The 24,919-nt window shown below is 57.9% G+C and carries 22 protein-coding genes and 1 tRNA gene; 15 read left to right on the top strand and 8 right to left on the bottom strand.

Translation table 11 applies throughout. The annotated features are described in order from the left end of the window. Nucleotide 1 precedes the first annotated feature (1 nt). Complete coding sequence (gene moaC, locus ACXZ66_RS06165; RefSeq protein ID WP_458751009.1) at nt 2–478, top strand: cyclic pyranopterin monophosphate synthase MoaC; 477 nt, start codon at nt 2–4, stop codon at nt 476–478. Continuing rightward, entirely contained in the window at nt 475–1,032 is a 558-nt protein-coding gene (mobA, locus tag ACXZ66_RS06160; RefSeq protein ID WP_458751008.1) for a molybdenum cofactor guanylyltransferase, read from the top strand. The genes moaC and mobA overlap by 4 nt, the downstream gene beginning before the upstream one ends. Nucleotides 1,033–1,133: 101 nt before the next feature. Here the strand turns inward: mobA and ACXZ66_RS06155 are convergent, their stop codons facing one another. After that, the gene (locus tag ACXZ66_RS06155) at nt 1,134–1,634 is read right to left on the bottom strand and encodes a molybdopterin-binding protein (RefSeq protein ID WP_458751007.1); all 501 of its coding nucleotides are present in this window, start codon (nt 1,632–1,634) and stop codon (nt 1,134–1,136) included. A gap of 225 nt (nt 1,635–1,859) precedes the next feature. On the opposite strand from ACXZ66_RS06155, the gene ACXZ66_RS06150 reads away from it, so the two are divergent. The 8 genes from ACXZ66_RS06150 (at nt 1,860) to ACXZ66_RS06115 (ending at nt 13,800) form a co-directional block, all read left to right on the top strand. Beyond that, nucleotides 1,860–3,197 carry a nitrate/nitrite transporter gene (locus tag ACXZ66_RS06150; RefSeq protein WP_458751006.1) on the top strand — a complete coding sequence of 446 codons (1,338 nt, stop codon included), beginning with the start codon at nt 1,860–1,862 and terminating at the stop codon, nt 3,195–3,197. A gap of 37 nt (nt 3,198–3,234) precedes the next feature. After that, nucleotides 3,235–6,990, top strand: a complete 3,756-nt coding sequence (locus tag ACXZ66_RS06145; protein ID WP_458751005.1) for a nitrate reductase subunit alpha — start codon at nt 3,235–3,237, stop codon at nt 6,988–6,990. Beyond that, entirely contained in the window at nt 6,990–8,588 is a 1,599-nt protein-coding gene (gene narH, locus ACXZ66_RS06140) for a nitrate reductase subunit beta (protein ID WP_458751004.1), read from the top strand. Before ACXZ66_RS06145 ends, narH begins: the two co-directional genes overlap by 1 nt. Nucleotides 8,589–8,590: 2 nt before the next feature. Next, nucleotides 8,591–9,274, top strand: a complete 684-nt coding sequence (gene narJ / locus ACXZ66_RS06135) for a nitrate reductase molybdenum cofactor assembly chaperone (protein ID WP_458751297.1) — start codon at nt 8,591–8,593, stop codon at nt 9,272–9,274. A 57-nt stretch (nt 9,275–9,331) separates the two neighbouring features. Continuing rightward, nucleotides 9,332–10,075 carry a respiratory nitrate reductase subunit gamma gene (gene narI / locus ACXZ66_RS06130; RefSeq protein ID WP_458751295.1) on the top strand — a complete coding sequence of 248 codons (744 nt, stop codon included), beginning with the start codon at nt 9,332–9,334 and terminating at the stop codon, nt 10,073–10,075. A 145-nt stretch (nt 10,076–10,220) separates the two neighbouring features. Beyond that, the gene (modA, locus tag ACXZ66_RS06125; protein WP_458751293.1) at nt 10,221–10,997 is read left to right on the top strand and encodes a molybdate ABC transporter substrate-binding protein; all 777 of its coding nucleotides are present in this window, start codon (nt 10,221–10,223) and stop codon (nt 10,995–10,997) included. A gap of 30 nt (nt 10,998–11,027) precedes the next feature. Beyond that, complete coding sequence (locus ACXZ66_RS06120) at nt 11,028–13,016, top strand: ATP-binding cassette domain-containing protein (RefSeq protein WP_458751003.1); 1,989 nt, start codon at nt 11,028–11,030, stop codon at nt 13,014–13,016. Nucleotides 13,017–13,035: 19 nt separating this feature from the next. Then, nucleotides 13,036–13,800 (top strand): helix-turn-helix transcriptional regulator, encoded by a 765-nt coding sequence (locus ACXZ66_RS06115; protein ID WP_458751002.1) that lies wholly within the window; start codon nt 13,036–13,038, stop codon nt 13,798–13,800. A gap of 15 nt (nt 13,801–13,815) precedes the next feature. Here the strand turns inward: ACXZ66_RS06115 and thrB are convergent, their stop codons facing one another. From thrB to argS, 4 genes are all read right to left on the bottom strand, one after another. After that, nucleotides 13,816–14,745, bottom strand: a complete 930-nt coding sequence (gene thrB, locus ACXZ66_RS06110; RefSeq protein WP_458751001.1) for a homoserine kinase — start codon at nt 14,743–14,745, stop codon at nt 13,816–13,818. 30 nt (nt 14,746–14,775) lie between these two features. Next, nucleotides 14,776–16,113 carry a homoserine dehydrogenase gene (locus tag ACXZ66_RS06105; RefSeq protein WP_458751000.1) on the bottom strand — a complete coding sequence of 446 codons (1,338 nt, stop codon included), beginning with the start codon at nt 16,111–16,113 and terminating at the stop codon, nt 14,776–14,778. A 143-nt stretch (nt 16,114–16,256) separates the two neighbouring features. Continuing rightward, entirely contained in the window at nt 16,257–17,603 is a 1,347-nt protein-coding gene (gene lysA / locus ACXZ66_RS06100) for a diaminopimelate decarboxylase (protein ID WP_458750999.1), read from the bottom strand. A 9-nt stretch (nt 17,604–17,612) separates the two neighbouring features. Next, nucleotides 17,613–19,265, bottom strand: a complete 1,653-nt coding sequence (gene argS, locus ACXZ66_RS06095) for an arginine--tRNA ligase (RefSeq protein WP_458750998.1) — start codon at nt 19,263–19,265, stop codon at nt 17,613–17,615. 295 nt (nt 19,266–19,560) lie between these two features. Here argS and ACXZ66_RS06090 point away from each other — a divergent pair, with 295 nt between their 5' ends. Then, entirely contained in the window at nt 19,561–21,174 is a 1,614-nt protein-coding gene (locus ACXZ66_RS06090) for an alpha/beta fold hydrolase (RefSeq protein WP_458750997.1), read from the top strand. 104 nt (nt 21,175–21,278) lie between these two features. Beyond that, nucleotides 21,279–21,352, top strand: a tRNA-Arg gene (locus ACXZ66_RS06085). Between the two features lie 251 nt (nt 21,353–21,603). Here the strand turns inward: ACXZ66_RS06085 and ACXZ66_RS06080 are convergent. After that, nucleotides 21,604–22,092, bottom strand: coding sequence for a VOC family protein (locus ACXZ66_RS06080; protein ID WP_458750996.1), 489 nt, complete (start codon nt 22,090–22,092; stop codon nt 21,604–21,606). A gap of 50 nt (nt 22,093–22,142) precedes the next feature. Between ACXZ66_RS06080 and ACXZ66_RS06075 the strand changes: the two genes are divergently transcribed. Continuing rightward, the gene (locus ACXZ66_RS06075; protein ID WP_458750995.1) at nt 22,143–22,931 is read left to right on the top strand and encodes a helix-turn-helix transcriptional regulator; all 789 of its coding nucleotides are present in this window, start codon (nt 22,143–22,145) and stop codon (nt 22,929–22,931) included. 23 nt (nt 22,932–22,954) lie between these two features. Then, nucleotides 22,955–23,245 (top strand): muconolactone Delta-isomerase, encoded by a 291-nt coding sequence (locus ACXZ66_RS06070; RefSeq protein WP_458750994.1) that lies wholly within the window; start codon nt 22,955–22,957, stop codon nt 23,243–23,245. Nucleotides 23,246–23,322: 77 nt separating this feature from the next. On the opposite strand, the gene ACXZ66_RS06065 is transcribed toward ACXZ66_RS06070, so the two are convergent. Next, nucleotides 23,323–23,532 (bottom strand): PspC domain-containing protein, encoded by a 210-nt coding sequence (locus ACXZ66_RS06065; RefSeq protein WP_458750993.1) that lies wholly within the window; start codon nt 23,530–23,532, stop codon nt 23,323–23,325. 107 nt (nt 23,533–23,639) lie between these two features. Further along, nucleotides 23,640–24,140: a MarR family winged helix-turn-helix transcriptional regulator gene (locus tag ACXZ66_RS06060; protein WP_458750992.1), complete on the bottom strand. Its 501-nt coding sequence runs from the start codon at nt 24,138–24,140 to the stop codon at nt 23,640–23,642. 187 nt (nt 24,141–24,327) lie between these two features. On the opposite strand from ACXZ66_RS06060, the gene ACXZ66_RS06055 reads away from it, so the two are divergent. After that, the gene (locus ACXZ66_RS06055; RefSeq protein ID WP_458750991.1) at nt 24,328–24,873 is read left to right on the top strand and encodes a YceI family protein; all 546 of its coding nucleotides are present in this window, start codon (nt 24,328–24,330) and stop codon (nt 24,871–24,873) included. Nucleotides 24,874–24,919: the final 46 nt, after the last annotated feature.

Here is a 24,919-nt window from a genome sequence, read left to right as displayed (position 1 = left end):
CATGAAATTCACACACCTCAACGAGTCTGGTCAGGCCTACATGGTTGACGTGACCGAGAAAATACCAACGGTTCGCTCCGCCACGGCGCAAGGGGAAGTGGCCTGCTCCCCCGATGTGATGCAGGCTCTGCGCGACGGCACCGTTCCCAAGGGTGATGTGCTTGCAGTTGCGCGCATTGCCGGTATCTCGGCGGCGAAGAAGGTCCCCGATCTTTTACCTTTGGCCCACACCATCGGGGTCCACGGAGCCAAAGTGGACTTGGAACTTCGCGAGGACCACGTGTTCATCGAGGCCACCGTCCGCACTGCGGATCGCACCGGCGTAGAGATGGAGGCGCTCACCAGCGTCTCCGTCGCGGCCCTGGCCGTGATCGACATGGTGAAAGGCGTGGATCGCTCCGCAATGATCCGCCGAATGGGCATCGTGGCAAAATCAGGTGGCCGATCAGGCGACTGGTCCCGGGAGTTACCGAAGTGAGTGCCCCCGATATCGGCGTGATTGTGCTCGCCGGTGGCCGCTCCACGCGCATGGGCGCCGATAAAGCGCAGGTCCGCCTCAACGGTGTCCGCCTCGTCGATACCCTTGTGGCCTCCCTGCCAAAAGGCACCCCACACGTGGTGGTCTCGCCTTTCGATCTCGGAATACCCTCGGTCAGCGAGGACCCGCCGTTCGGTGGCCCGGTCGCGGGAATAGCCGCGGGCAGTGCGCACCTCAGCAATGAGTTCATCGCCGTGCTTGCGGTAGATGCGCCGGCCTCGGCCGGGTTGATGCAGTCGCTCTACGAGGCGCTGGAATCGTCGTCAAGCGAATGTGCTGTTGTTGTCAACGATGGGCGGCTGCAACCGCTGTGCGCGCTGTGGCGGGCAGATGCTTTGCGACGAGCGCTTCAAACATTGGGATCTCCGCGCGACAAAGCGGCCAAAAAATTAATTCATGCTGCAAAAACGTTGGCAGAAGTTCCCGGCGATGGCCGCGAAACAGATTACGACACCGCCGGGGAGTTAGGCATCCTCGGCGAGGTGGAGCTGTAAGCCAAAAGGGCGGCCATCGTGTTGCCAGGAACTTCTTGCACTGAGTGTACAATTTCCGTTCGCAGAATAATTGGTTTTCGCAAATATTCTCATTGCATGCTCTAATTGCCCAATCTTTCCTGAATATTTAGCCACACGGAAGTGATGACGGACAGTGAATCCTTGACTCCGCCAGGCGAACTTGGCGCGTTGACAATGAGCACGCCGTCCGCTTCCCTCGAGGTCAAACCCACTATTCCGCGGGATAGTCCGGCGTGGGCCGAGTTTTTCAATCCCTCAAAAAGAATTTGGTTTTCCAAACCTTGCAGCCGGGTCGTAATAATGCCCAGTGTTGCCTCCGGGGTAAGGTTGCGTGCCCCCACGCCGGTACCCCCGCACGTAACCACGAGGCGGTTACCGGCACTAATGGCTCCAGCCAGGGCGCGGGATACATCATCGAAACCCTCATTAATCACCGCAACCGGCACAACCTCAAACCCCGCACGCTCGAGGAGTTCCACCGCCACGGGAGAGGCCTTATCTGTGCGCTCGCCGGCGCAAATTCGGTCCGAGACAACGATCACAGCCGCTTGTGCCGGAGCCGAGCCCGTCAATGGTTCCATTATTGTTGCCTATCTTTCATGGTGTGTTGTGCAAAACTTTTGTTGACATATTTACATCACATTCCCGTGCCGTTATATAGAACGAAAAAGATCGTATAAAACAAGATAACCTGAGGATATACCGTTAACGTATTGAGCAAGACGCGGTTTCTATTGAATGGTTTAAGAACTGCGTCACATTAGAGATCCACATTCTTTAACGATTCCACCATTGAGGAAAGTGATATGACGCAGCTAGATACTTCACAACGGGTACTGCATGGCTGGGACCCAGAAGATCCCGATCACTGGGATTCCAAGATCGCCTGGAAGACCCTCTGGATCACCACGATCACACTCTTTATCGGCTTCTGTACGTGGTACGTGGTCTCGGCAATCGCGCCGATGCTCAACCAGATTGGCTTTAACCTCTCCCAAAGCCAGCTCTACTGGATTACCGCGGTCCCTGGACTCTCCGCGGGCCTATTCCGCCTAGGGTTCATGTTCTTGCCACCAATTATTGGTACACGCAAGCTTGTCTCCTTTTCGGCGCTTTTGTTCCTGATTCCCATGTTCGGCTGGTTCTTCGCCGTGCAGTACAACACCACCTCCTTCACAACGCTGTTGGTGCTTTCCTTCCTCGCGGGCATCGGCGGTGGCGTGTTCTCTGGTTTCATGCCATCTACCGGCTACTTCTTCCCCAAATCGAAGTCGGGCACGGCACTGGGCCTGCAGGCAGGCCTGTCCAACCTGGGTATGTCCTTTATCCAGCTGGTCAGCCCGTGGTTGATGGGCTTTACTCTTCTGGGCATCGGGTTTGTGGCACCAACTCGTTCCCATGAAACAGGCGAAGCCCTCTACGTTTACAACCCCGCCATCGTGTTGGTCCCGTGGACCATCATCATGTCCATTATCGCGTGGACCCAGCTCAAAGACGTTCCAGTCAAGGCAAACTTCCGCCAGCAGATCGACATCTTTGGCAACAAGAACACCTGGTTCATGACCATCATCTACCTCGCAGGCTTCGGTGCCTTCGCGGGATTCTCGGCCCAGCTGGCACTGCTGATTAACAACACCTTCGGCATCACCTCCCAATTCGCCGATACTGTGCCCACCGAGGATCTCCCCCGCGGTGCTGCATGGGCTTTCCTCTTCCCACTCGTCGGCGCAGCCACTCGTGCACTCTGGGGCCCGCTGTGCGACAAGTTCGGGGGTGCGATCTGGACGTTTATTGGGCTTGTCGGCATGGCTGTGTTTACCGGTGCCGCCGCACTATTTTTGAACCCCACCTCCCCGGATCAATTCAATTGGTTCTTCACCATGATGATCATTATGGCGTTCTTCTCCGGGCTGGTAAACGCCGGTTCCTTCAAGCAGATGCCCATGATCTTCCCGAAGCGCCAATCAGGTGGCGTAATCGGCTGGACCGGTGCGGTAGGAGCCTTTGGCCCATTCATCGTGGGCATCCTGCTTTCACTCGTGGCACCGGCCACATTCTTCTGGGGCTGCGTGGTGTTCTTCATCATCGCCGCCGTGATCGCCTGGGTGAACTACGCACGCCCGAACGCGCCGTTCCCGGGATAGTCCGCTTTCAATCACTACTTCAAAAAGGAGCTCCTCAATGGCCACAACACACCAAGCGTCGTCTGCGGACAACCTGCTTTTTAGCCTTGGTGGATACGTCCGCAAGGGTGATACCACTGAATCCGGGCAGCAAATCTTCCTCAAAGGTGGACGCCAGGCCGATGTGTTCTACCGCAACCGCTGGTCATTCGACAAGATGGTGCGTTCCACACACGGCGTGAACTGCACCGGTAGCTGTTCCTGGAAGGTCTACGTCAAAGACGGAGTGATCACGTGGGAGTCCCAAGCAGTGGATTACCCCACCACCGGGCCTGACATGCCGGAATATGAACCACGCGGGTGCCCACGCGGCGCCTCCTTCTCTTGGTACACCTACTCGCCCACGCGCATCCGCTATCCCTATGCGCGCGGGGTGCTCGTCGATATGTTCCGTGAAGCGAAACAAAAACATGACGGCGACGCAGTTCTAGCGTGGCGCGACATCCAAGAGGACCCGAAGAAGCGCGAAGCCTATGTGTCTCAGCGCGGCAAGGGTGGGCTGGTACGCATTGATTACAACGAAGCCATTGAGATGGCAGCGGCCGCGCACGTGTACACCATTCGCCAGTGGGGCCCGGATCGCATTGCTGGTTTTACTGTTATCCCTGCAATGTCGCAGGTCTCTTATGCTTCCGGCACGCGCTTTCTAGGCTTGATTGGTGGCATGCAGCTCTCCTTCTACGACTGGTATGCAGACCTCCCGCCCGCTTCCCCGCAGACCTTCGGCGATCAGACCGACGTGCCGGAGTCCGGCGACTGGTACAACTCCTCGTACCTGATGATGTGGGGTTCCAACATTCCGGTCACCCGCACCCCGGACTCACACTTCATGGCCGAGGTCCGCTACAAAGGCACCAAGATTGTCTCGGTCTCCCCCGATTACAACGACGCCGCGAAGTTCGCCGACGAGTGGGTCCGCATTTCCACCGGCGCGGACGGCGCCCTGGCCTTCGCCATGGGACATGTCATCTTGAAGAAGTTCCACGTCGCGCAGCGCACCCCGTACTTCATTGATTACATGTTGAAGTACACGGACTCGCCGTTCCTCGTCACACTTGATGAAAACGAAGATGGCACCGTTACGGCAGGCAAGTTCCTCACCGCCGACAAGCTTGACGACGAGTCCCTGGCCACCCTGCCAAGTCAAGATAACGCGAACTACCGCTTGTTAAACATGGAGGCCGACGGAAAGATCGTCGACCCAGGTGGAACACTGGCCGACCACTACAAAACGGAACCTGGTCGCTGGAACCTCAACCATGACGGTGTCGCACCGATCATCTCGGTCGCGGATGCTGGAGTGGAAGGCACCGCTGAGATCCTCATGCCTCGCTTCGATCTAGATGCCTCCGAGGAAGATCTGGATTCCGACGGCCCCATCGGAGCCGGCATTGTGCACCGCGGTGTCCCCTACCGCGTGGTCAATGGCCGCAAGGTCGCCACCGTCTTTGACATCTTGCTCGCGCATTACGGTGTCAATCGCCCCGAGCTCAACCTGCCAGGTTCATGGCCTGCAGATTTCAACGATGCCACCGAGGTAGGCACTCCTGCCTGGGCCGAAGAACGCACCGGCGTACCTACCGCCCAGGTCGAGCGCATTGCAACCGAGTTCGCGCAGAACGCCGCGGACTCCAAGGGTCGCTCGCAGATCATCATGGGTGCTGGCGTGAACCACTATGTCAATGCCGATTCCATCTACCGCACCTTCCTGGCTCTGACTTCCATGTGCGGCACTCAAGGTGTCAACGGTGGCGGCTGGGCACACTATGTGGGCCAGGAGAAACTGCGCCCTCAAAACGGTTGGGGTCAGTACGCCTTCGCCAATGACTGGAACCGCCCGCCGCGCCAGATGATCACCACTGGCTTCTACTACCTGACCACCTCCCAGTGGCGCTACGACAATTCCAAGGCTTCGCGCATGGCCTCCCCACTGGCCAAGCACGGTGTCGCCGACGACAAGCTGCTCTCGGAAACTCTTGTGGAGTCCATGAAGCGCGGGTGGATGCCGTCGTACCCACAGTTCAACCGCAACCCGCTTTTGCTTGCCGACGAAGCCGCCGCCAAGAACATGGACGTCAAAGACTACATTGTCAAAGAGCTAGAAAGCGGGCGCATGGAATTCGCGGCCGAGGACCCAGATGCACAGGAAAACTGGCCACGCATCTTGCTGAACTGGCGCACCAACCTGATGGGGTCCTCTGCCAAGGGCACCGAGTTCTTCCTGCGTCATATGCTCGGCGTTGATTCGGATGCCTCTGCTGAGGAGCTCAAAGAGGGCGAGCGTCCAAAGACCATCCGCTGGCGCGATGAAGCACCGCACGGCAAGTTGGATCTGATGATGACCACGGACTTCCGTAATACCTCAACAACCTTGGTCTCTGACATCGTGTTACCTGCCGCTACCTGGTACGAGAAGCACGATATTTCTTCGACGGATATGCACCCGTTCATGCACCCCTTCAACGCGGCGATCAACCCACCATGGGAGGCACGCACTGACTTCGAGGTCTTCCGCGACCTCGCCGATGCACTATCGCGGATGTCCGTGAAGTGGCTGGGAACCCAGACCGACATTGTGGCCAAGCCCATAAACCATGATTCTCCAGATGAGATCAACCCGCTGATGGCTAACGGCATCGTCCCGGATGTCAAGGAAGTCGGGCTTGTGCCTGGTCAGACCATGGCGCAGCTTGTGCCTGTCGAGCGTGACTACACCAAGGTCTACGAAAAGTGGATGACGTTTGGTCCGCTGACCGCCAAGGCTGGCAGTAACGTCCACGGCACGCCGTTTAACGTGGGCAAACAGGTCGACGAGCTCTACTCTATGCTGGGCAAGACGCACACGGAAAGCGCCGGCGACCGCCCCTCGGTCAGCACTGATATCAAGGCTGCCCAAACCATCATGCACCTCTCGGGTGTGACCAACGGCGAGGTGGCCAAGGATGGTTTCGAGCGCCTCGGCGACCTCATGGGCACCGATACCCGCGAGTTTTGGGAGGGCACCGAAGACGTGCGCATCAACTGGGACGAGATTAAGGAACGCCCCCAAGAGGTGATTACTTCACCGGAATGGTCCGGCGACAAACGCGACGGCAAGCGCTACACAGCGTTCTCGCTGAACGTGCGCATGGGCAAACCGTGGAACACCCTCTCGGGTCGCATGCACTACTTCCTGGATCATGACTGGTTCATCGACTATGGCGAGCAACTGCCCATGTTTAAGCCACCGCTAGATCGTCTGCGTCTCAATGGTGAGACCGCCCCTGGCCAGACTGTCGCAGGTGAGGATGGCAATCCGGAGATCACGGTGCGCTACCTCACCCCGCACAACAAGTGGTCCATCCACTCGCAGTACTTCGACAACCTGCATCTTCTCTCCATTTCTCGGGGTGGCCAGGTGGTCTGGATGTCGGATAAGGATGCCGCAAAGATTGGTGTGGCCGACAACGACTGGATCGAGGTGTACAACCGCAACGGTGTCGTTTCTGCCCGAGCGATTGTCTCCCACCGCATCCCAGAGGGCACCGCGATTATGAATCACGCTCAGGAACGCACTGTTGGTACCCCACTGAATGAGCGCTCAGGCAGACGTGGCGGCACGCACAACTCGCTGACCCGCATCACTATTAAGCCACTTCACGTAGCCGGCGGGTATGGGCACCTGTCCTACTACTTCAACTACATCGGCCCAACCGGAAATAACCGCGACGAGGTCACGCGTATCCGTCGCCGCTCCCAGGAGGTGCAATACTAATGAGAGTTATGGCTCAGATCGGCATGATCATGAACCTGGACAAGTGCATTGGCTGCCACACGTGTTCTGTGACTTGTAAGCAGGCCTGGACAAACCGCCAAGGCACCGAATACATGTGGTTCAACAACGTGGAAACTCGCCCCGGTGTGGGCTACCCGCGCGGCTGGGAAGACCAGGACAAGTGGGAAGGCGGTTGGGTCCGCACATCCAACGGCAAGCTCAAGCCTCGCTCCGGTGGCCGGTTGAAGAAGCTGGCTACGCTCTTCCACAACCCGAAGATGCCAACTATCGACGACTACTACGAGCCGTGGACCTACGAGTACGACGCGCTCTTGTCTGCTCCGAAGGGGCAAAAGACGCAGCCCACCGCACAACCTTTGTCGCAGTTGACCGGCAAGCCGATCAATAAGGTGGAATGGTCCTCTAACTGGGACGATAATCTCGGCGGCAGCTCTGCAACCATGGATCAAGACCCGATCCTGGAGCAAATGAACCTGCATGTGGCTCACGAGATCGAAGAGTCCTTCTTGTTCTACCTGCCCCGTATCTGCGAGCACTGCCTCAACCCAACGTGTGTCTCCTCGTGTCCGTCGGGCGCGATGTACAAGCGCTCCGAAGATGGCATCGTGCTGGTCGACCAGGATCAGTGCCGTGGCTGGCGCATGTGCGTCTCGGGCTGCCCGTACAAGAAGGTTTACTTCAATCACAAGTCCGGCAAGGCCGAAAAATGTACGCTGTGCTACCCGCGCATCGAGGTCGGCCAGCCAACGGTGTGCTCGGAGACGTGTGTGGGTCGCTTGCGCTACCTCGGTGTTTTGCTTTACGACGCCGACCGCGTCGCCGAGGTTGCCGCAACTCCGAATGAACAGGACTTGTTGGAAGCCCAAAAGAGCCTCTTTTTGGATCCGCACGATCCCGAGGTCTTCCGCGAAGCCGTCAAGGCAGGCATCCCTCACTCCTGGTTGGATGCGGCTAAGGCTTCCCCGATCTATGACCTGATTTTCAAGTACGGCGTCGCACTTCCCCTGCATCCCGAGTACCGCACGCTGCCCATGGTCTGGTACATCCCGCCACTGTCACCGATTGTGGACTCTGTGACCAGCACCGGCAACGACGGCGAGGACCACAAGATTTTGTTGTCGGCCATTTCGAATATGCGCATCCCACTCGAGTACCTCGCTGGCCTCTTTACAGCCGGAGATACCGCTCCAGTCGAGCTGTCTCTTCGTCGATTAGCAGCAATGCGCTCCTACATGCGCGACATTTCGCTTGGCGACGAGCCCCAGGAACGCATCGCTGAGGCCGTCGGAATGACGGGTGAAAAAATCCAGGAAATGTACCGGTTGCTGGCCATTGCCAAGTACGACGATCGCTATGTCATTCCGACGGCATCGCCGGAAACCCCGCGCGGTATTTCCAGCATGGATCCATTTGGCGGCGTCGACCCATCGAGCATGGATACCCTGCCTAACCTCGGCGAAGGCGCGCCGTCGGCCTGCCACACCGAAGCGGAAAACAGCCAAGGCGGCAAGGTCAGCCTGCTTTCGTGGAGCGGTGACCGGCCGGATTCCATGTTCCCGCCAAAGAGGGACGAATGAGCATGAATCGCACCTATATTGGTACCGTTCCGGAGACGCTCGTCACCCCGGTGAGCTTAAGCGATAGGCAGCGCCGGGTGGTGGCCATGATCGCCTCGCTGCTGCTGCGCTACCCGGGTGAGGATTTACCCGAGATTGAGCAGGCCGTTGACGCGAACGTGGATAACCTGCCCGGTCCGATCGCTGAGCAGCTGCACATCTTCTTGGAGGCCGCACGTCGCATGGGACGTCGCGGTTTGGAAGAGCACTACGTGGAAACCTTTGACCAGCGTCGGCGTTGCTCGTTGTTTCTGTCCTACTACGCCGTGGGCGATACCCGCCAGCGCGGTACAGCGATCTTGGCGTTTCGCCAACAGCTCGAGGGCTTGGGTTTAGAAGAGATTTCCGACGAGCTGCCGGACCACCTCTGCGTGCTGCTTGAAGCAATGGCGCTTACCGACGAGAACAAGCACCATCTCGCCGTGGAAATGGTCTCCAGCCACCGCGACGGGATCGAGGTGTTGCGCTCTGCGCTCAGCAATGTCGATTCCCCCTATCAGCACGTGATTACAGCGGTGTGCATGGCATTGCCACAAATCGACGAAGAAACCATCGACCGCTACGTCGAACTCATCCGCTCTGGGCCCCCGGCCGAGTTGGTGGGCATCGATGTACAACAGCTTCCCTTCCCTACTGCTCAGGACTGAGGACTAACAATGAACACATTTAACATTGAAGAATTCTTGTGAGTCGCTTACCCGTGGCTGTGCATCGCCGCCTTCTTCATCGGAATCTTCTGGCGCTGGCGTACCGACCAATTCGGTTGGACCACCCATTCCTCGCAGATTTATGAATCCAAGTTGCTGCGACTCTCATCGCCACTGTTCCACTGGGGCATCATTTTCGTGATCGTTGGCCACTTGATGGGCCTGGCTATTCCCAAAACGTGGACCCGCGCGATCGGGATCAGTGACACCGCCTACCACTGGATCGCCACAATCCCAGGCACCATCGCCGGCGTCATGGTGGTGCTCGGGCTGGCTGGTTTGTTGTACCGCCGCATCGTCAACCGCACGGTTTTTCTTGCCACCTCGCGCTCTGACAAGGTGATGTATCTCTTCTTGGCGGCGGCGATCCTCTCCGGATTTTTCGCCACGGTCTCTCTCCAGCTCTTCGGCGGAGGACACGGCTACGACTACCGCGAGACCATCTCACCGTGGCTGCGCCAACTGCTGATATTTAACCCGCAGCCCGAACTGATGATGGATGTTCCGTGGGAGTTCAAGGTTCACGTCATTGCAGGCTTCACTTTGATTGCTATCTGGCCGTTTACCCGCCTGGTCCACGCTTTCTCTGCGCCGGTTGGCTATATTGGTCGCCCCTACGTGGTGTACCGCTCGCGCGATACTCGCACCACCCCGCGTCGTCGCCACGATGCGTGGGAGCCAATCCGCTCCAACACCGAGCAGCTCGACGGAAACAACGAAACACCCTCCCGCGGCGCCTAACCCGCCAATTCACCATTATTCCCCCTTTACTTCCGTGCAAGCGGAAGTAAAGGGGGTTATTCTTATGATTTGCTTGGTTAAGTTGGCTACCATGACAGGTGTTATGCCAATTGTTCCCACTATTTCCGAAGTAAAGGATTTCCCAATGTTGCGTCGCCTCACGTCAGCCTGTGCCATCGCTTTCGCCTCAGTTCTCGTGCTCAGCGGTTGCAGTTCCGACAGTTCTGCCGGCTCCGATGCCACAGCGACCACCTCTGAGGCGAGCGCGACGCCACTAACGGTGATGGGTGCCGCGTCGACACGCGTGCTTAACGACGATTTGGTGCAGAAATCTGGCATGGACATCGAATTTGTCAACGCCGGCTCGTCGACACTTGTCCAACAGCTCGCAGACGGTGCTCCCGCTGACATCTTGATCACCGCTGACCAGGAAAACATGGACAAGGCCATGGCGAATGGGTCTGTTGAAAATCCCGAGGTTGTGGCCACCAACTCGATGGTGATGGTTGTTCCGGCTGGTAATCCCGCTGGTATTCAGTCAGTGGAAGACCTCCAAGGAGATGTGAACCTCGTGCTGTGTGACCCTCAGGTTCCGTGTGGCACGGTCTCGGAGAAACTCATCGATGCCAACAATCTTGATGTCCAGCCGGTCTCACTCGAGCACTCTGTCTCCGACACATTGGGCAAGGTGACGTCCGGTGAGGCCGACGCTGGCTGGGTCTACCGCACCGATGCGGCAGCAGCAGGCGCAGACGTGGAAGTCATTGAGATCCCACAGGCAGAGAACTTCCCGAACTCCCTGGTCGTTGCTGTGACTACCAACTCTGAGCAGCCAGAAGAAGCTAAAAAGCTCTTTGACGTAATCATGGGCACCGAGATGTCAGATGTCTGGGCGCAATACGGTTTCACTCCTGTTCAGTAGTCCCCCCAAAGTCTCCCCTAGCAGTAACTCATGTCGCGCACGCCTCGTCCTGTCCCCGCTCCCGCCCCAACCATTGTTGTTGTCGTGGGAGTGGTGGCTTTGGCATGGATTCTTGGACCCGTTTTAGCACTGGGAATCCGAGTGCCCTGGGCGCGTCTCGGTGACATTCTCGCCGACCCCACTACCCACGAGCTCCTCCGGGTCACACTGAGTGCTGCCGTGATCACTACTCTGGTCACCGTGGCCCTGGGCTTACCACTGGCAATGTGGGTGCAGCACCTGCGTCGTGGCGCCCGGATCGTCCGCTTACTTATCCTTTTGCCCTTGGCCATGCCTCCTGTTGTCGCAGGTCTGGGGCTTACTGCACTGATTGGTCGCCGCGGACTCCTTGCACCGCTACTCGATGCCCTGAACATTCAGTTCGCCTTCGCGTTTCCTGGGGTGGTGGCGGCCCATGTCTTCATTGCGTTGCCTTTTGTGGTGGTCACGCTCGATTCTGCGCTGCGCCAGATCGATCGAGAGATCCCCGCTTCCGCAGCCGGCATTGGCCTGACTCCAAACCAGATCGCTTGGCGTATCACCCTGCCAGCGATCGCACCTTCTATTGCCACCGCTGCAGGTCTAGCGTTTGCCCGCTCGCTCGGCGAATTTGGCACTACCTTGACTTTCGCAGGCTCCATGCCTGGGGTGACACGGACCATGTCACTGGGAATCTACCTCGAGCGCGAAACCGACCAGGAGGCGGCCTACGCCCTGTCCGCCATCCTCATCGCTTTGGCGGTTTTGTCCCTGCTTGTTGCATCAATACCAGCACTGTTTCGCAAGAAGCACGCCCCTGCGCCGGTTGCACTGGGCACCATCGATGCGCAGGCGTTGAAAGAACTGACCCGTCCGGAAACTACCGGAGTGGGCATCACCATTAACGGCACCGAGATCCCCGCCGACCGGATTACCGCCATTATCGGGCCGAACGGTTCGGGAAAAACCACCCTTGCGGGCCAAATCGCCGGGCGCCTGACGGGTGCAGAAGTAACAATAGGCGGTCGGGTCGTCGATAAGCCTGGTATGCAACCGCTCCCCCCGCACAAACGTGGCGTCGTGCTGCTTACCCAACGCCCGGGGCTGCCGCGGACAACGACCGTAAAAGGTGCCATCACCATGGTCACTGGCGACGAAGACTATGCACGCGCGCTCTTGAGAGCCTCTGGGTTAGACGAGCTCGCCGAGACCCCCGTGCCTGCTCTCTCCGGGGGCCAGGCAGCACAGGTTGCGCTGGTCAGAGCCCTTTCGGCGCGCCCGTCCGTGCTAATTCTCGACGAGCCACTGGCCGCCGTGGACGTTGCCTCCGCGCGTGCGTGGCGCCAAGTCCTGCGTGCAATCGCGCCCGACCGCACGACTTTGCTGATCACTCATAACCCGCTGGATATTGCTGGATTGTCTGAGCATTTGATCGTGATGGATCGCGGACAGGTGGTTAGCTCAGGCGATACGAAGGCTCAGTTGGAGGTGCCACACAATAGTTTTGTCGCGGGGATTTCCGGATTGAACCGCCTAACCGGTATTATCACCTCTGTAAATGATGGCATAGTTAGTTTTAATGCAGATGGAACCACCGTGCGCGGCAAACTAATTGATCTAAGCATCTCACCCGATGCCCTGAAGACGGGTACGCCCACCGTTGCTACCTTCGCGCCATCAGCGACAACTCTACGATTGCCCTCCGGCCCTGAGACTGGTCCCGCAGCTGGACACGAGTCAGCCCGAAATGTTTGGCGCGGTGTCGTTGAAAGCATCGACACCACGCCAGGACAGCCTGCGGTGACAGTATTTGTCAGACTTGGTAGCACAGAAAATTCTGGGGATTCTCAGATGATTTCAGTACCAGTGACGCGAGAGTCTGCCCTGGAACTTGGGTTAGAGTCTGGAACCATCGTAGAGTGCGTAACAAAAGCATTGAATATATCAGTTCACCCTCAGCGCTTCCCCTCAAGTACTGAGGCCAACCACAGTATTTCTTAGTTGAAAGGTCCTGTCTGCCATGACGCAGCAGAGTGTTCCCCGCCCCGCGACCGAGCTTTTCCCGGAGTCGCTTCGGCTCAGCCCGAAGCAGGCTGAAGTCTTAGCAACGCTCCAGGAATACGGCAGCGGTGCCCGCGCCTCCGACGTCGCAGCCAATTTGGGCATGCACGTGAACACCGCCCGTGGACACCTCGACGAGCTCGTCCTCAAAGGCGCCGTCCGAGTCACCACCGCACCCGCCGAGGGCCGCGGTCGCCCGTCGCTGATCTTCCACGTCCGCGTCCCCGACAATCAAACAATTGCCGACGAGTACGTCAACCTCATCGAGGTGCTAGTTTCGCTTTTCGACGACAGCGCCCAGGACGGCGACTCCACCGGTAATGGTTCCACGCCCTTGTCTGAGGAGTCTTTGGACCAGGCTCGCGCAATTGGTCGGCAATGGGCGCAAAAGATGGGCGCGGATGATCGCGATTGGCAATCTGTCCAGGATGCACTCCCGCTGTTGTTTCATCGGCTCCGCGATATGGGCTTCGATCCTGCGATTGAATCTGACACTTCTGGCACTTCAACCAAGAAGTCTTCCGCGGAAATCTCGTTGAACGCCTGCCCCTTTGTCTCGGAGCCGGGCAAGAAACCTTCCGCGTTTGTCTGCGCGGTGCACGGAGGATTCCTCGAAGAAACCGCGTGCAGCTCTTCCTCGGGCGGGCACCGCGTCAAGGTTGAGCTCCTACCTTTCAAAAACGCGCAGCAGTGCGCAGTCGAGATTCAGGCAAAGGATTCCTAAAGCCCTGAGCTGGGCCTATGCCCCCGTTACCTCAACGCGCATTGGCCCTGCCACCTCAAGCTCCATGACTCGCAGGCCATCCTCGCGTGCCTGATCCAGGATCTTCGGATCGACGTCTTCGGTGGTCAGCATCATCACGGTGGGGCCCGCACCTGAGAGGTAGGCTGCGTAACCACGGTTACGCAGGCGATTGACCCATTCCGCCGTTACCGGCAGCACGTCGGCGCGGTAAGGCTGGTGCAGGCGATCGCGGGTGCCCTCCCAGAGCAGTTCCGGATGGTGCTGCAAAGCCACGGTCATCACTGCAACGCGAGAAACGTTGAAGCGTGCATCGACGTGAGTTACGTGGTCCGGCAAGACGCGGCGCACCGCTACCGTAGAGGCGTGGAAGTCAGGCACAAGCGCAATAGCCCGAATGTCTTTGTGCACGTCAATGCCCACGGCACGGTAGGTCGGCTGAGACTTACCGTCAACAGGAATATCGGTCCAGGACACAACAGCATTGCCCAAAACAGAAGCCGCCGCATTATCGGGGTGGCCTTCAAATGCCGAGGCCAACTGTACAATCTCATCATTGTTCAGTGGGCTACCGGCAAGAGCATTCGCTGCGACGACACCGGAAGCCGCCGCTGCAGCCGAGGAACCCAAACCGCGCGACTGCGGAATGTTGTTGGTACAGGTGACCTTGAGCCCCGGTACCGTCACTCCCGCCGCGGTGAGACCGGAGCGAATAGCCTTGACCACTAGGTGGCTGGAATCCTTGGGCAGGTCGTCTTCGCCTTCGCCGTGGATTTCCACGACTAGTCCCGACTGGGTGACCTCTACCTCGACAGTGTCGTAGATACCCACTGCCAAGCCCAAGGTGTCAAAGCCTGGGCCCAGGTTCGCCGAGGAACCAGGCACGGTCACGGTGGCTTTCAGACCAACCTTCAGCTCATTGCTCACGGATTACTCCTGTACTTCTTGTTAACACCACTACACGTCAAGACGAATGACCGAACGAACTTCCAGCACGTCCTCGGTGCCTTCGAGCTCGGTAACAATCGCGCGCAGGTCCTTTTCTAGGGCCGCGTGGGTAACCACGATCAGGCGTGCGACGGTTTCGTCCTCTGCTTCTTCCTGGCGCACGGTGCGCAGCGAGATGCCAGCCTTTGCGAAGTGATCCGCAATCAACGAGAGCACTCCCAGGCGGTCAACCACGTTCATATCAATGTGGTAGCGGGTGGTTACCTCGCCAAAGTCCGCGATTGGGAGGTTCGCGTAAGGGTTCTCCCCTGGCGCGCGGCCACCGTGGACCTTGTTGCGGGCGGCGCCGACTAGGTCGCCGAGAACAGCAGATGCAGTTGGGTCGCCACCTGCACCATTGCCATAGAACATCAAACGACCTGCAGCTTCTGCTTCGACGAAAATAGCGTTGTATGACTTGTCCACCGTTGCCAGTGGGTGCTCGTTAGGAACCAGGGTCGGGTGAACGCGCGCGTTGACCGACTTGTTGCCGTCCTCGTCGACAAGCTTCTTGCAAATGGCAAGCAACTTGATGGTGTAGCCGGCCTCGCTCGCTGCGGAAATATCTTCTGCAGTGATGTTGGTGATGCCCTCGCAGTGCACGTCATCGAAGGTGACGCGAGTGTGGAAGCCCAGCGACGCCAAGATCGCAGCCTTGGAGGCGGCATCGTGGCCCTCAACGTCAGCGGTTGGGTCTGCCTCTGCGTAGCCGAGGCGGGTTGCCTCTGCCAGTGCGTCCTCGTAGGTCGCGCCGGTGGTTGCCATTGCGTCCAGGATGAAGTTCGTAGTGCCGTTAACAATGCCGGAGATGCGCTGGATCTGGTCACCTGCAAGGGAGCGACGCAGCATACCGACGACCGGAATGGCCGCTGCCACGGCTGCCTCGAAGTAGAGGTCAACGCCGGCAACGTCGGCTGCCTCACCGAGCTCGCTGGCATGAGCTGCCACAAGTGCCTTGTTCGCGGTCACTACCGACTTGCCAGCATTAAGAGCCTGCAGAATCAGCTTGCGCGGGTAATCGATACCACCGATAACTTCCACGACGATGTCTACGTCATCGCGCTTGATCAGGGCCTCCGCGTCGTCGGTAAGCAGTGCTGGGTCTACTCCCGGACGTGGCTTGGACAGATCCGAGACAGCAACGCCCTTGAGCTCAATCCTGCCGCCAATTCGGTTGGCGTAGTCATTGCCGTTCTCGGCGATAAGGCGAAGGACCTCGGTACCGACAGTACCCATGCCGAGCACGGCCACTCCGACAGATTTGTCGAACACCTTACCTTCGCTGGATGGGGCTGTAGTCGCAGTCATGATTCTCCTGTAGTTGTCTCGAGCATAGGGGTGCGCGAAAGGCACACTTGTCACAGTGTACCGAGTGCGGTTCCTGCTTGTTCAGTGCGGTGTGAAATATTATTCAAGTTCGGGGTTCAAGACCTGTCCGAGTTTCACCGGAACTAGGCGTCGAAGGATTCCCGGGCGATGAAATCGTCGACAGTTTCGCGCTTGAGCATCGGGGTTACCTGCCCGGAGCGCACGCTGACCACAGCGGGGCGACCGAAAAGGTTGTAGTTCGAGCTCATGGCGTAGCAATACGCTCCGGTTGCGGCAACGCCCATGAAGTCGCCGGTGGCCACGTCGGCAGGGTACTGCGCATCGTTGATGATGATGTCGCCGGATTCGCAGTGCGAACCCACCACGCGAGAGGTGATCGGCGCCTCGTCAGTAAAGCGGCTGACCACGCGGGCATCGTACTCCGCGCCGTAGAGCGCAGGTCGGATGTTGTCGCTCATGCCACCGTCAACTGAGATGTAGCGGCGGGTGGTGTTGTCGTCGACATGCACATCCTTGATGGTGCCCACCTCGTAGATGGTCACGGTCGATGGGCCGACGATCGCGCGGCCGGGCTCGACCACGACGGTCGGGGCCTCGATGCCGAGCTCGGCTGCCATCTTGCCCACGGCGGTCAACAGGTCCTGCGCTACTGCCTTCACGTCGAGTGGTTCCTCGTCCTCGGTGTAGGCAATACCGTAGCCGCCACCCAAGTCAAGGTACGGCAGGCTAATGCCCAGTTCGGAGTGGATGCGCGAGTACAGCTCGAGTACGCGCTCTGCGGCGAGCTTGAATCCGTCGGCGTCAAAGACCTGCGAACCCACATGACAGTGCAGGCCCGAGAGAGTGAGATTCTCGGCGTTTTGCGCGGCAACCGCAGCGTCCCACGCGGAACCCGAAGCCAGAGAGAAACCAAACTTCTGGTCCTCATGGCTGGTGGCAATGAACTCGTGGGTGTGTGCCTCCACACCAGGCTTGACGCGAATCCACACTTCCTGGGTCTTGTTTTCGCTGCGGGCAATCATGTCCAAAAGCTCAAGTTCCTGGGCAGAATCGATCACAACGTGACCCACGCCTGCGGTGACGCAGAGGCGCAAGAAAGAGGCAGTCTTGTTGTTGCCGTGCGCGGTCACCCGGGCAGCTGGAAAATCGGCGGCGAGTGCCAAGCGCAGCTCGTTTTCGCTGGCTACGTCAAGAGCCAAGCCCTCTTCATCCACCCAGCGGGCAATGCGGCGGGTGAGAAATGCCTTCGATGCGTAGTGCACATTCTCCGGTCCGCCAAAGGCCTCGGCCATGTCGCGACACCGTGAGCGGAAGTCATCCTCGTCGACGACGAAGACAGGCGTGCCGTATTCTTCAGCAATTTCCGGCAGCGGAACACCGGAGATGGTAATTACGCCGTCTTCCTGCCTGCACGCATTGCGAGGCCACACGTGTCCTGGGAGTTCATTGAACGTATTAGATTCAGTCATCGGTGTCCTTTACATTCTTTCCGGAGCAGTCACGCCAACAAGTCCCAGCGCATTTGCCAAGACCTGGCGGCTTGCTGCTGCAAGTGCGAGGCGTGCAGAGTGAATTGGTTGAGCTTCCTCCCCTGCCTTAGGTAGGATCTGGCAAGCATCATAGAAGCGGTGGAAGACGCCCGCTAGTTCTTCCGCATAACGAGCAATCCTGTGTGGCTCACGCAGCGTCGCCGCGGCCTCGACGACCTCGGGGAACTCGCCCAAGGTACGAATCAGATCGCCTTCCTTCTCGTGGGTAAGCAAGGACAAATCTGCCCCCTCGTAGGAAACACCCAGCTCATCAGCCTTACGCTTGATCGAGCACAGGCGCGCGTGACCATATTGCACGTAGTACACCGGATTGTCGCTGGACTGCGACTCCCACAAGCCCAAGTCAATGTCGAGGGAAGAATCCACGCTCGAGCGCACCAGCGAGTAACGCGCAGCATCCACACCAATTGCATCCACCAGATCATCGAGTGTGATCACGGTACCAGCACGCTTCGACATGCGTACTGCCTTGCCGTCGCGCAACAGATTCACCATTTGCCCAATGAGCACCTCGACCCGTTCTGGGTCGTAGCCCAGAGCTGCCGCCGCCGCCTTCAAACGCGCAATATAACCGTGGTGATCGGCACCCAGCATGTAAATCGCAAGGTCATGACCGCGATCAAACTTGTCGGCCACATACGCAATATCACCGGCGATGTAGGCGTGATTGCCGTCCGACTTAATCACCACGCGGTCCTTGTCGTCGCCAAAGTTGCTCGACCGCAACCACCACGCGCCATCCGCCTCGTACAGATTGCCGTTGTCCTTCAGACGCTCAATCGCCCGATCCACAGCACCCGACTCAAACAGCGAATTCTCGTGGAAAAACACGTCAAAATCCGTGCCGAAATCATGCAGCGAGGTCTTGATGTGGTCAAACATCATTTCCACGCCCTCAGAGCGGAAGGTTTCCTCGACGGTTGCGGCATCGCCCTCGAGAGCATCAGGACGCTTTGCGACGACCGCCTGCGCAGTCTCCGAGATGTACTCCCCTCCGTAACCATCCTCCGGGGTTGGCTCGCCCTTGGCAGCAGCAACGAGGGAACGAGCGAACCGGTTAATCTGCTCGCCGTGGTCGTTGAAGTAGTACTCGCGGGTTACATCTGCACCGGCTGCTTCCAGCACGCGACCCAAGGAATCACCCACGGCAGCCCAGCGGGTACCGCCCAGGTGGATCGGGCCGGTCGGGTTCGCGGAAACAAACTCGAGGTTAATCTTCTGACCAGCGTAGATCTCGGAATTACCGAACTTCTCTGCCTGGTCCAGGACTTCAGAAACGATGGAACCCTGTGCAGCAGCAGCCAAACGCAGGTTAATAAAACCTGGTCCAGCAACTTCCGCCGAATCGATCTCAGGGGAAGACAGGAGCTCGTCGCTAAGCCATCCCGCAAAATCACGCGGATTGGTACCCGCCTTCTTAGCTACCTGAAGTGCAATATTCGTGGCGTAATCGCCGTGTTCCGGATTGCGTGGGCGCTCGACGGTCACCGTCTCGGGTACTACCGAGGAGTCCAAGTCATGCGCCTCAAGTACGCGCACCGCGGTGTCTTTAATGTGTGCAGCCAAATCAGCAGGGGTCATGAGGCATGAGTTTAATTTACCAAGGTCTCTTTTACCGAAGCAGGGTCCCTCGCGCCCGTTCAGGGGGATATTTGGGCTGGTGACGCGCTGACATTGAAAAGAAATTTCTAATACTTTTTAAACACAAAACCACCGGTTGTCGACTTATTCCACTAAGTCGGTGCAACCGGTGACCTTGCTGTCATTGTTTCCCGTGCCGCGTATCACGCGCGCAAGACCTATTATGAGGGCCGTACCTGTAATTTTCCTGGAAGGTCCCATGCGAAATACCGACAAGATAATAAGGAAACGCACAATGCGCTCAGTTGGTGGGGCCTTTGCCACCGCGTTACTTGCCGTTGGGCTGATTTCTCCGACCGCCACTGCTCAGACCTCTCCGGCAACTTCCCCGATTACGTGGGAAGCATGCCCGGCCGAAGTCACCGATCCTACTGCTGAGTGTGGTCGCATCGACGTTCCCCGCGACTACGCCGATCCCGCAGGGCCAACCATCTCCGTGGGATTTGTGCGCAATCCTGCAAATAATCCGGCGGCTCGACGTGGCAGCCTCTTCGTCAATCCCGGCGGACCTGGTGGCAGCGTTTACCCAATGGCCGCCAACTCCGATGCTTTTAGCTTCCCCGCTGGCATTTCGGATGAGTGGGACATCATCGGTGTTCAGCCTCGTGGCCTGGCCGGTTCCACCCAAATCCGCTGCGAAGGCATCGAGGGCAGCCCGCAGGACATGGTAGACAACTTCGTCGCTCCAACCTCGATGTTTTTGCGTGCCTGCGAGAAAACCGACCCGGGCTACGTGCGCACCCTGACCACCGCGAATACCGCAGAGGACTGGGAAATGGTGCGCCGTGCACTGGACCTAGAGACCATTTCTATTCTGGGTCTGTCTTACGGCACCTACCTGGGATCCGTGTACGCAACCAACCACCCAGATCGCGTTGACCGCCTAGTCCTCGATTCCGCAATGAACCCCGAGACCAAGTGGAACGAGCTCGTGCTCAACCAGCGCCCTGCCATGGAAAGCTCGCTGTACCAGTTCTTCGGCTACGCCGCGAACAACAACGATCTCTACGGCATGGGTGACACCCCGCTGAAGGTGTACAACACCTGGGGCAAGCGCGTGCTTGCTGAATCCGGCACCACTCCTACCCTGCTTCCACCTGCGGCCCAGGTCGGCGACCTGCCTTCCGACGTCGCCTGGGCCGGCGATGCTGGTGCCGACGCCATGACAGCACTCAACGTGCCAAGCTCCCAGGCTCAAAGCCTGGCGAACACCACGATGAACAACAGTCAGGGAGAAGCCGCCTCGGTGACTTGGCTAGCCACTATTCAGATCATGCCCATACCAAGAATGTGGCACGATCTGGCCAACCACATCGCAGGTATTACCCCGCTTCCCGGTACCTCCGAAGAAGAGATGAACGCGGCCTACGACCAGCTGAGCCAAGAAGAGCTCGACGAACTATTAATCTCCCAGGTCAACTCCACAGCGTTTATGTACCTGCAGACCTGCAACGAGAACGTCACCCCTCCGAATTACGCACTGCTTCCCGAGTACGTCTGGGGCACCTATGTAATGAAGAGTGGCCGCATACCTTATAACCTGGGTTACGGCGCAGGCGTGACCTGCAATGGCTACGCGCCGGTCACCGGAGTCCAGCCACTCGACGGTTCCCAGCTGGCTACTCGCCCACTGCAGATCTCGGGCACCGACGATCCCCAGACCATCTACAGTGAGCGCCAGTACATGGCCGACAAGATGGGCGCGCACATCCTCACCGTGCACGGTCCAGGTCACGGTCACGTCGCTGCAGGTAATCCAGTTGTCGACGACATCGTGGTCAACTACCTCCGCACCGGCGATACCGGCCCGACAGATGCGCCGGGCTACTGGGATTCGCAGCGCGGATAGGTTTTTGGGGTGCAATTTAGGCCCCAGAACACCCCGTGCTAAAGTCATACCCGTCGTGAGAACTACCTGCGTGTGGTTTGCGTAGAGTTTTTCCGGCGGATTTTGTCTCCGTAGCTCAGCGGATTAGAGCATCGGTTTCCGGTACCGAAGGTCGCAGGTTCGATCCCTGTCGGGGACACAAATTAAAGTGTATGGTTTCAAACATTAAACGTTTGAAACCATACACTTTTTGTTTGAAACTTTAAAGAGGTGCACTTCGCAAGATATTACCTTTGCGCGACCTGCGGTTTTAAATTTCGTCCTGCGTTAGGTCCAGCGCGGGGATCGTCGTGAAGCGAAAAACCGAACCTAACGCACTGCGAAATCTAAAAGCCCAGGTCGCTGAAAACAAAGTCCTGCGAAGTGCACCTATGTTTGCTCCCAAAACAATTACGACCCGAAGAACTCATTGACCTTTGCTGCTGATTCGGCCTCGCTGTAGTCCTCAACCCGGGTAATGATGCTCCACCGGATCCCAAACGGATCAACGATACTGCAGTACCTATCTCCGCTGGCGAAGTAGCCAATTGGTTCGCGCACGGTCGCCCCGCGGGCCTCTGCCAGCCGCGCCACCTCGTCAACGTTTGGGCAGTAGTGGGCGAGCGAAAATGTCACAGGTGAGCCATCGGGAGTGGCCATCCCTGACTCGGCTGTAGGAACACCCAGATCAAGGCGCCCGTTGGCAAAGTTGAGCTCAGCGTGGACAATAACGCCACCGGAAGCTGTGCTATTCGCGGTCTTCGCGCCAAAAACCTCTTCATAGAAGGCAATGGCTGCTGCCGGGTCTGCGATGGCTAGGAATGGAGTGATTGAAGTGTAGTAGTGAGGGATTCCATTGGTTGTGTATTGGCCGGTGACGGCCTTTTGTGGATGATTCATAATTTCAAAACTATCGGACACGCACTGAAGAAGTCTTGTAGATTTGTGCCATGAATGAGCACACCCACGGGCGGCTCTACCCCACCGAGCAGCCTCAAGGATTTCAGCGCATCTCCCCGAGCGACCAGGTCAAGGACCTCGTGCATTGGTGGTGGGTTGCCGCATGGGATGTGTCACGGGGAGAAACTGCAAAGCAGCATATCTTGGCCTACCCAGATTCGAAGTTCTCGGTCGAACCGGACGGAATCAGAATTACGGGGCCAACCACGCAGGCATACGTGCACGAGCTTGAAGGCAAAGGGTGGGTTGTCGGCGCTCGTCTGCAACCTGCAGGTATCGCGCTTTTCTCCGAGGAACCTGCCACGCTCGCGGACACGTGGGAAACCCACCACGATTCTCAGCTGCACCAAGACACCATCGACGCCGTGGAAAACGGTGGGCTGGAAGAGGGCGTGGGTGTCGTCGAGAAGCGACTGCGTAACTACCCGCCACCGCTGGAGATCGCACTGCTGGCAAACGACATGGTGGCGTTTATTGAGTCGACGGATGAGATCACGAATGTCGAGGAGATTGCGGAGGCAATCAACGTGTCGGTGCGCACGGTGCACCGGTTGGCCAAGCGATATATCGGAGTGACCCCGTACAAAATTGTGCAGCGCAGGCGACTGCAAACCGCGGCGGAGCAACTTCGACGCTCCCCCGAGACCCTAGCGGAGGTAGCCGCGGCGAGCGGTTTTAGCGATCAGGCCCATTTTGCGCGGGAGTTTAAGAAGGTCGTTGGGCTGTCCCCGAGTCTCTACCGCGAGAGCGCGGCGCGCGGGTATCCTCGAGGAAAGTAATTATCGCTAAAGAAAGGTTTCACATGCTGTTTCTTGCCCGTATGGACGTTGATTTTCCCGACAACCTGACCCCAGAGCAGGTCGCTGATTTCCAGAAGCGCGAGAAGGAATACTCCGGTTCGCTGCAGGCCTCGGGCAAGATGAAGGGCATCTGGCGCGTCGTCGGCGAGTACTCCAACTACTCCATCTACGACGCTGCGGACAACGACGAGCTGCATGACATCTTCCAGAACTTCCCGATGTACAAGTACATGAAGATCCATGTCACCCCGCTGGCGAAGCACCCGAACTGGACGGATGCTTGCGCGTACTAACTGCCAAGCAATCTAGCAGCAAAGCAAAGGACCACCTATCCCGGCCTCGGGAAGGTGGTCCTTTTTGATTCGAGGGTTTATAGCGGAGCTTCAGGCATCAGGATCCACGCCACGATGTAGAGCAGTACGCCAGCGAAGCCAGCCAAGGTAACAATCACGAACAGGAGACGCACCAAAGTTGCGTTAATTCCGTAAGTTTCTGCGATGCCGCCACACACACCTGCGATGTAGCGGTCGTTCCGGGAGCGATAAAGTTTTCTGGACAGTGGACTGTTGCTCATGGTCATAGCCTTTCATAATCTGTGCTGCTGTTAGTTTCTATTTAACTCGCTTACATGCACAGATGCATCGGGGCCAACCCTGATTTTTACCCTGAATCCGCCCTGAACCCGCTTTAAGACTTCGTGTTCAACGCGCCGTTATATCCAGAAGTCCCCGGCACGTTGTTGACCTGCGCAACCCCATCCATCCAGCGCCGCAGGTGATCCACATCCTCTGGGTGCATGTGATCAAAAACAAGGCGGCGCACGCTTTCCACGTGCGCCGGGGCAGCCTGCTTGAGCCGACTCATGCCTTCATCAGTCAAGGAGACCACGACGCCGCGGCCATCGCCAGGGCTTTTTCGCTTTACGACGAGCCCACGTCGCTCCATGCGCGTGATCTGGTGGGAAGTGCGCGAGCGATCCCAGTCCAAGCTGGTGCACAAATCACGCAGACGCATCTCGCAGTCCTCTGATTCTGAAAGCGAAACGAGCACTGCGAACTCGGAAGTGGACAGATCGGTCCCCGCCTGGAGGGTTTCGTCCATAGCACGATCGATCTTCCTCGACGTCGCGAGCATCGCGCGCCAAAATTCCTGTTCCTCATCATTGAGCCATCGTGCGTCCGTAGCCATACCAGCAACCCTACTATTGGTTCGTATTTTTTAAAAAACTTTATGAAGTTGACCTGTGAGTTTAGACCCACTCTAAAATTACTTGAAACTTGCAGTTGACATGTCACCAACTTAAACTTATTGTAGTTCATGTCGCGCTACTATGGCGCAAGTAACAACCAAGCAAAACTTTAAGGAGTACATTTTCATGGCTAACTTGACCGGCACCTACGATCTGGATCCAGCACACACCAAGATTTCTTTCACCGCTCGCCACGCAATGGTGACCAAGGTTCGCGGCAGCTTTGACCAGTGGTCGTCTGACGTTGTTATCGACCAGGAGAACCCAGAAAACAGCAACATCGACGTTGTTATCCAAGCCGCTTCCGTAAACACCGGCAGCTCCGACCGTGACGCACACATCCACGGCGATGACTTCTTCGCAGTAGACAAGTACCCAGAAATCAAGTTCTCCTCCACCAAGTTCAACCTGGACGAGAACGGCAACGGCACCATCGACGGTGACCTGACTATCCGTGACACCACCAAGCCAGTCACCCTGGACGTTGAGGTCTTCGGTGTTGAGGAAGATCCATTCGGTAACACCCGTGCAGGTTTCGAGGCTTCCACCAAGATCAACCGCAAGGATTTCGGCGTCGACTTCCAGGCTCCAATGAAGTCCGGTGGCGTTCTGGTTTCCGAGCAGATCGGCATCGAAATCGAAGGCTCCGGCATCAAGCGCGCTGAGGCATAAGTAACGCCTTAAATACGCTCAAAGAATCCACCACCTGCCACACGCA

It is taken from the genome of Corynebacterium sp. S7 (assembly GCF_054401105.1).
The sequence above is the reverse complement of the archived record's forward strand: the minus strand, read 5'-3'. Positions and strand labels throughout refer to the sequence as shown.

Excerpts from the sequence above, each read along its gene's own strand:
- narH (WP_458751004.1), top strand. The coding sequence starts at position 6,990 with ATGAGAGTTATGGCTCAGATCGGCATGATCATGAACCTGGACAAGTGC.
- argS (WP_458750998.1), bottom strand. The coding sequence starts at position 19,265 with ATGACCCCTGCTGATTTGGCTGCACACATTAAAGACACCGCGGTGCGC.
- ACXZ66_RS06065 (WP_458750993.1), bottom strand. The coding sequence starts at position 23,532 with ATGACCATGAGCAACAGTCCACTGTCCAGAAAACTTTATCGCTCCCGG.
- lysA (WP_458750999.1), bottom strand. The coding sequence starts at position 17,603 with ATGACTGAATCTAATACGTTCAATGAACTCCCAGGACACGTGTGGCCT.
- ACXZ66_RS06090 (WP_458750997.1), top strand. The coding sequence starts at position 19,561 with ATGCGCTCAGTTGGTGGGGCCTTTGCCACCGCGTTACTTGCCGTTGGG.
- narJ (WP_458751297.1), top strand. The coding sequence starts at position 8,591 with ATGAATCGCACCTATATTGGTACCGTTCCGGAGACGCTCGTCACCCCG.
- ACXZ66_RS06105 (WP_458751000.1), bottom strand. The coding sequence starts at position 16,113 with ATGACTGCGACTACAGCCCCATCCAGCGAAGGTAAGGTGTTCGACAAA.
- ACXZ66_RS06115 (WP_458751002.1), top strand. The coding sequence starts at position 13,036 with ATGACGCAGCAGAGTGTTCCCCGCCCCGCGACCGAGCTTTTCCCGGAG.
- ACXZ66_RS06070 (WP_458750994.1), top strand. The coding sequence starts at position 22,955 with ATGCTGTTTCTTGCCCGTATGGACGTTGATTTTCCCGACAACCTGACC.
- ACXZ66_RS06150 (WP_458751006.1), top strand. The coding sequence starts at position 1,860 with ATGACGCAGCTAGATACTTCACAACGGGTACTGCATGGCTGGGACCCA.
- modA (WP_458751293.1), top strand. The coding sequence starts at position 10,221 with ATGTTGCGTCGCCTCACGTCAGCCTGTGCCATCGCTTTCGCCTCAGTT.
- ACXZ66_RS06075 (WP_458750995.1), top strand. The coding sequence starts at position 22,143 with ATGAATGAGCACACCCACGGGCGGCTCTACCCCACCGAGCAGCCTCAA.
- ACXZ66_RS06155 (WP_458751007.1), bottom strand. The coding sequence starts at position 1,634 with ATGGAACCATTGACGGGCTCGGCTCCGGCACAAGCGGCTGTGATCGTT.
- ACXZ66_RS06145 (WP_458751005.1), top strand. The coding sequence starts at position 3,235 with ATGGCCACAACACACCAAGCGTCGTCTGCGGACAACCTGCTTTTTAGC.
- ACXZ66_RS06055 (WP_458750991.1), top strand. The coding sequence starts at position 24,328 with ATGGCTAACTTGACCGGCACCTACGATCTGGATCCAGCACACACCAAG.
- ACXZ66_RS06080 (WP_458750996.1), bottom strand. The coding sequence starts at position 22,092 with ATGAATCATCCACAAAAGGCCGTCACCGGCCAATACACAACCAATGGA.
- moaC (WP_458751009.1), top strand. The coding sequence starts at position 2 with ATGAAATTCACACACCTCAACGAGTCTGGTCAGGCCTACATGGTTGAC.
- ACXZ66_RS06060 (WP_458750992.1), bottom strand. The coding sequence starts at position 24,140 with ATGGCTACGGACGCACGATGGCTCAATGATGAGGAACAGGAATTTTGG.
- ACXZ66_RS06120 (WP_458751003.1), top strand. The coding sequence starts at position 11,028 with ATGTCGCGCACGCCTCGTCCTGTCCCCGCTCCCGCCCCAACCATTGTT.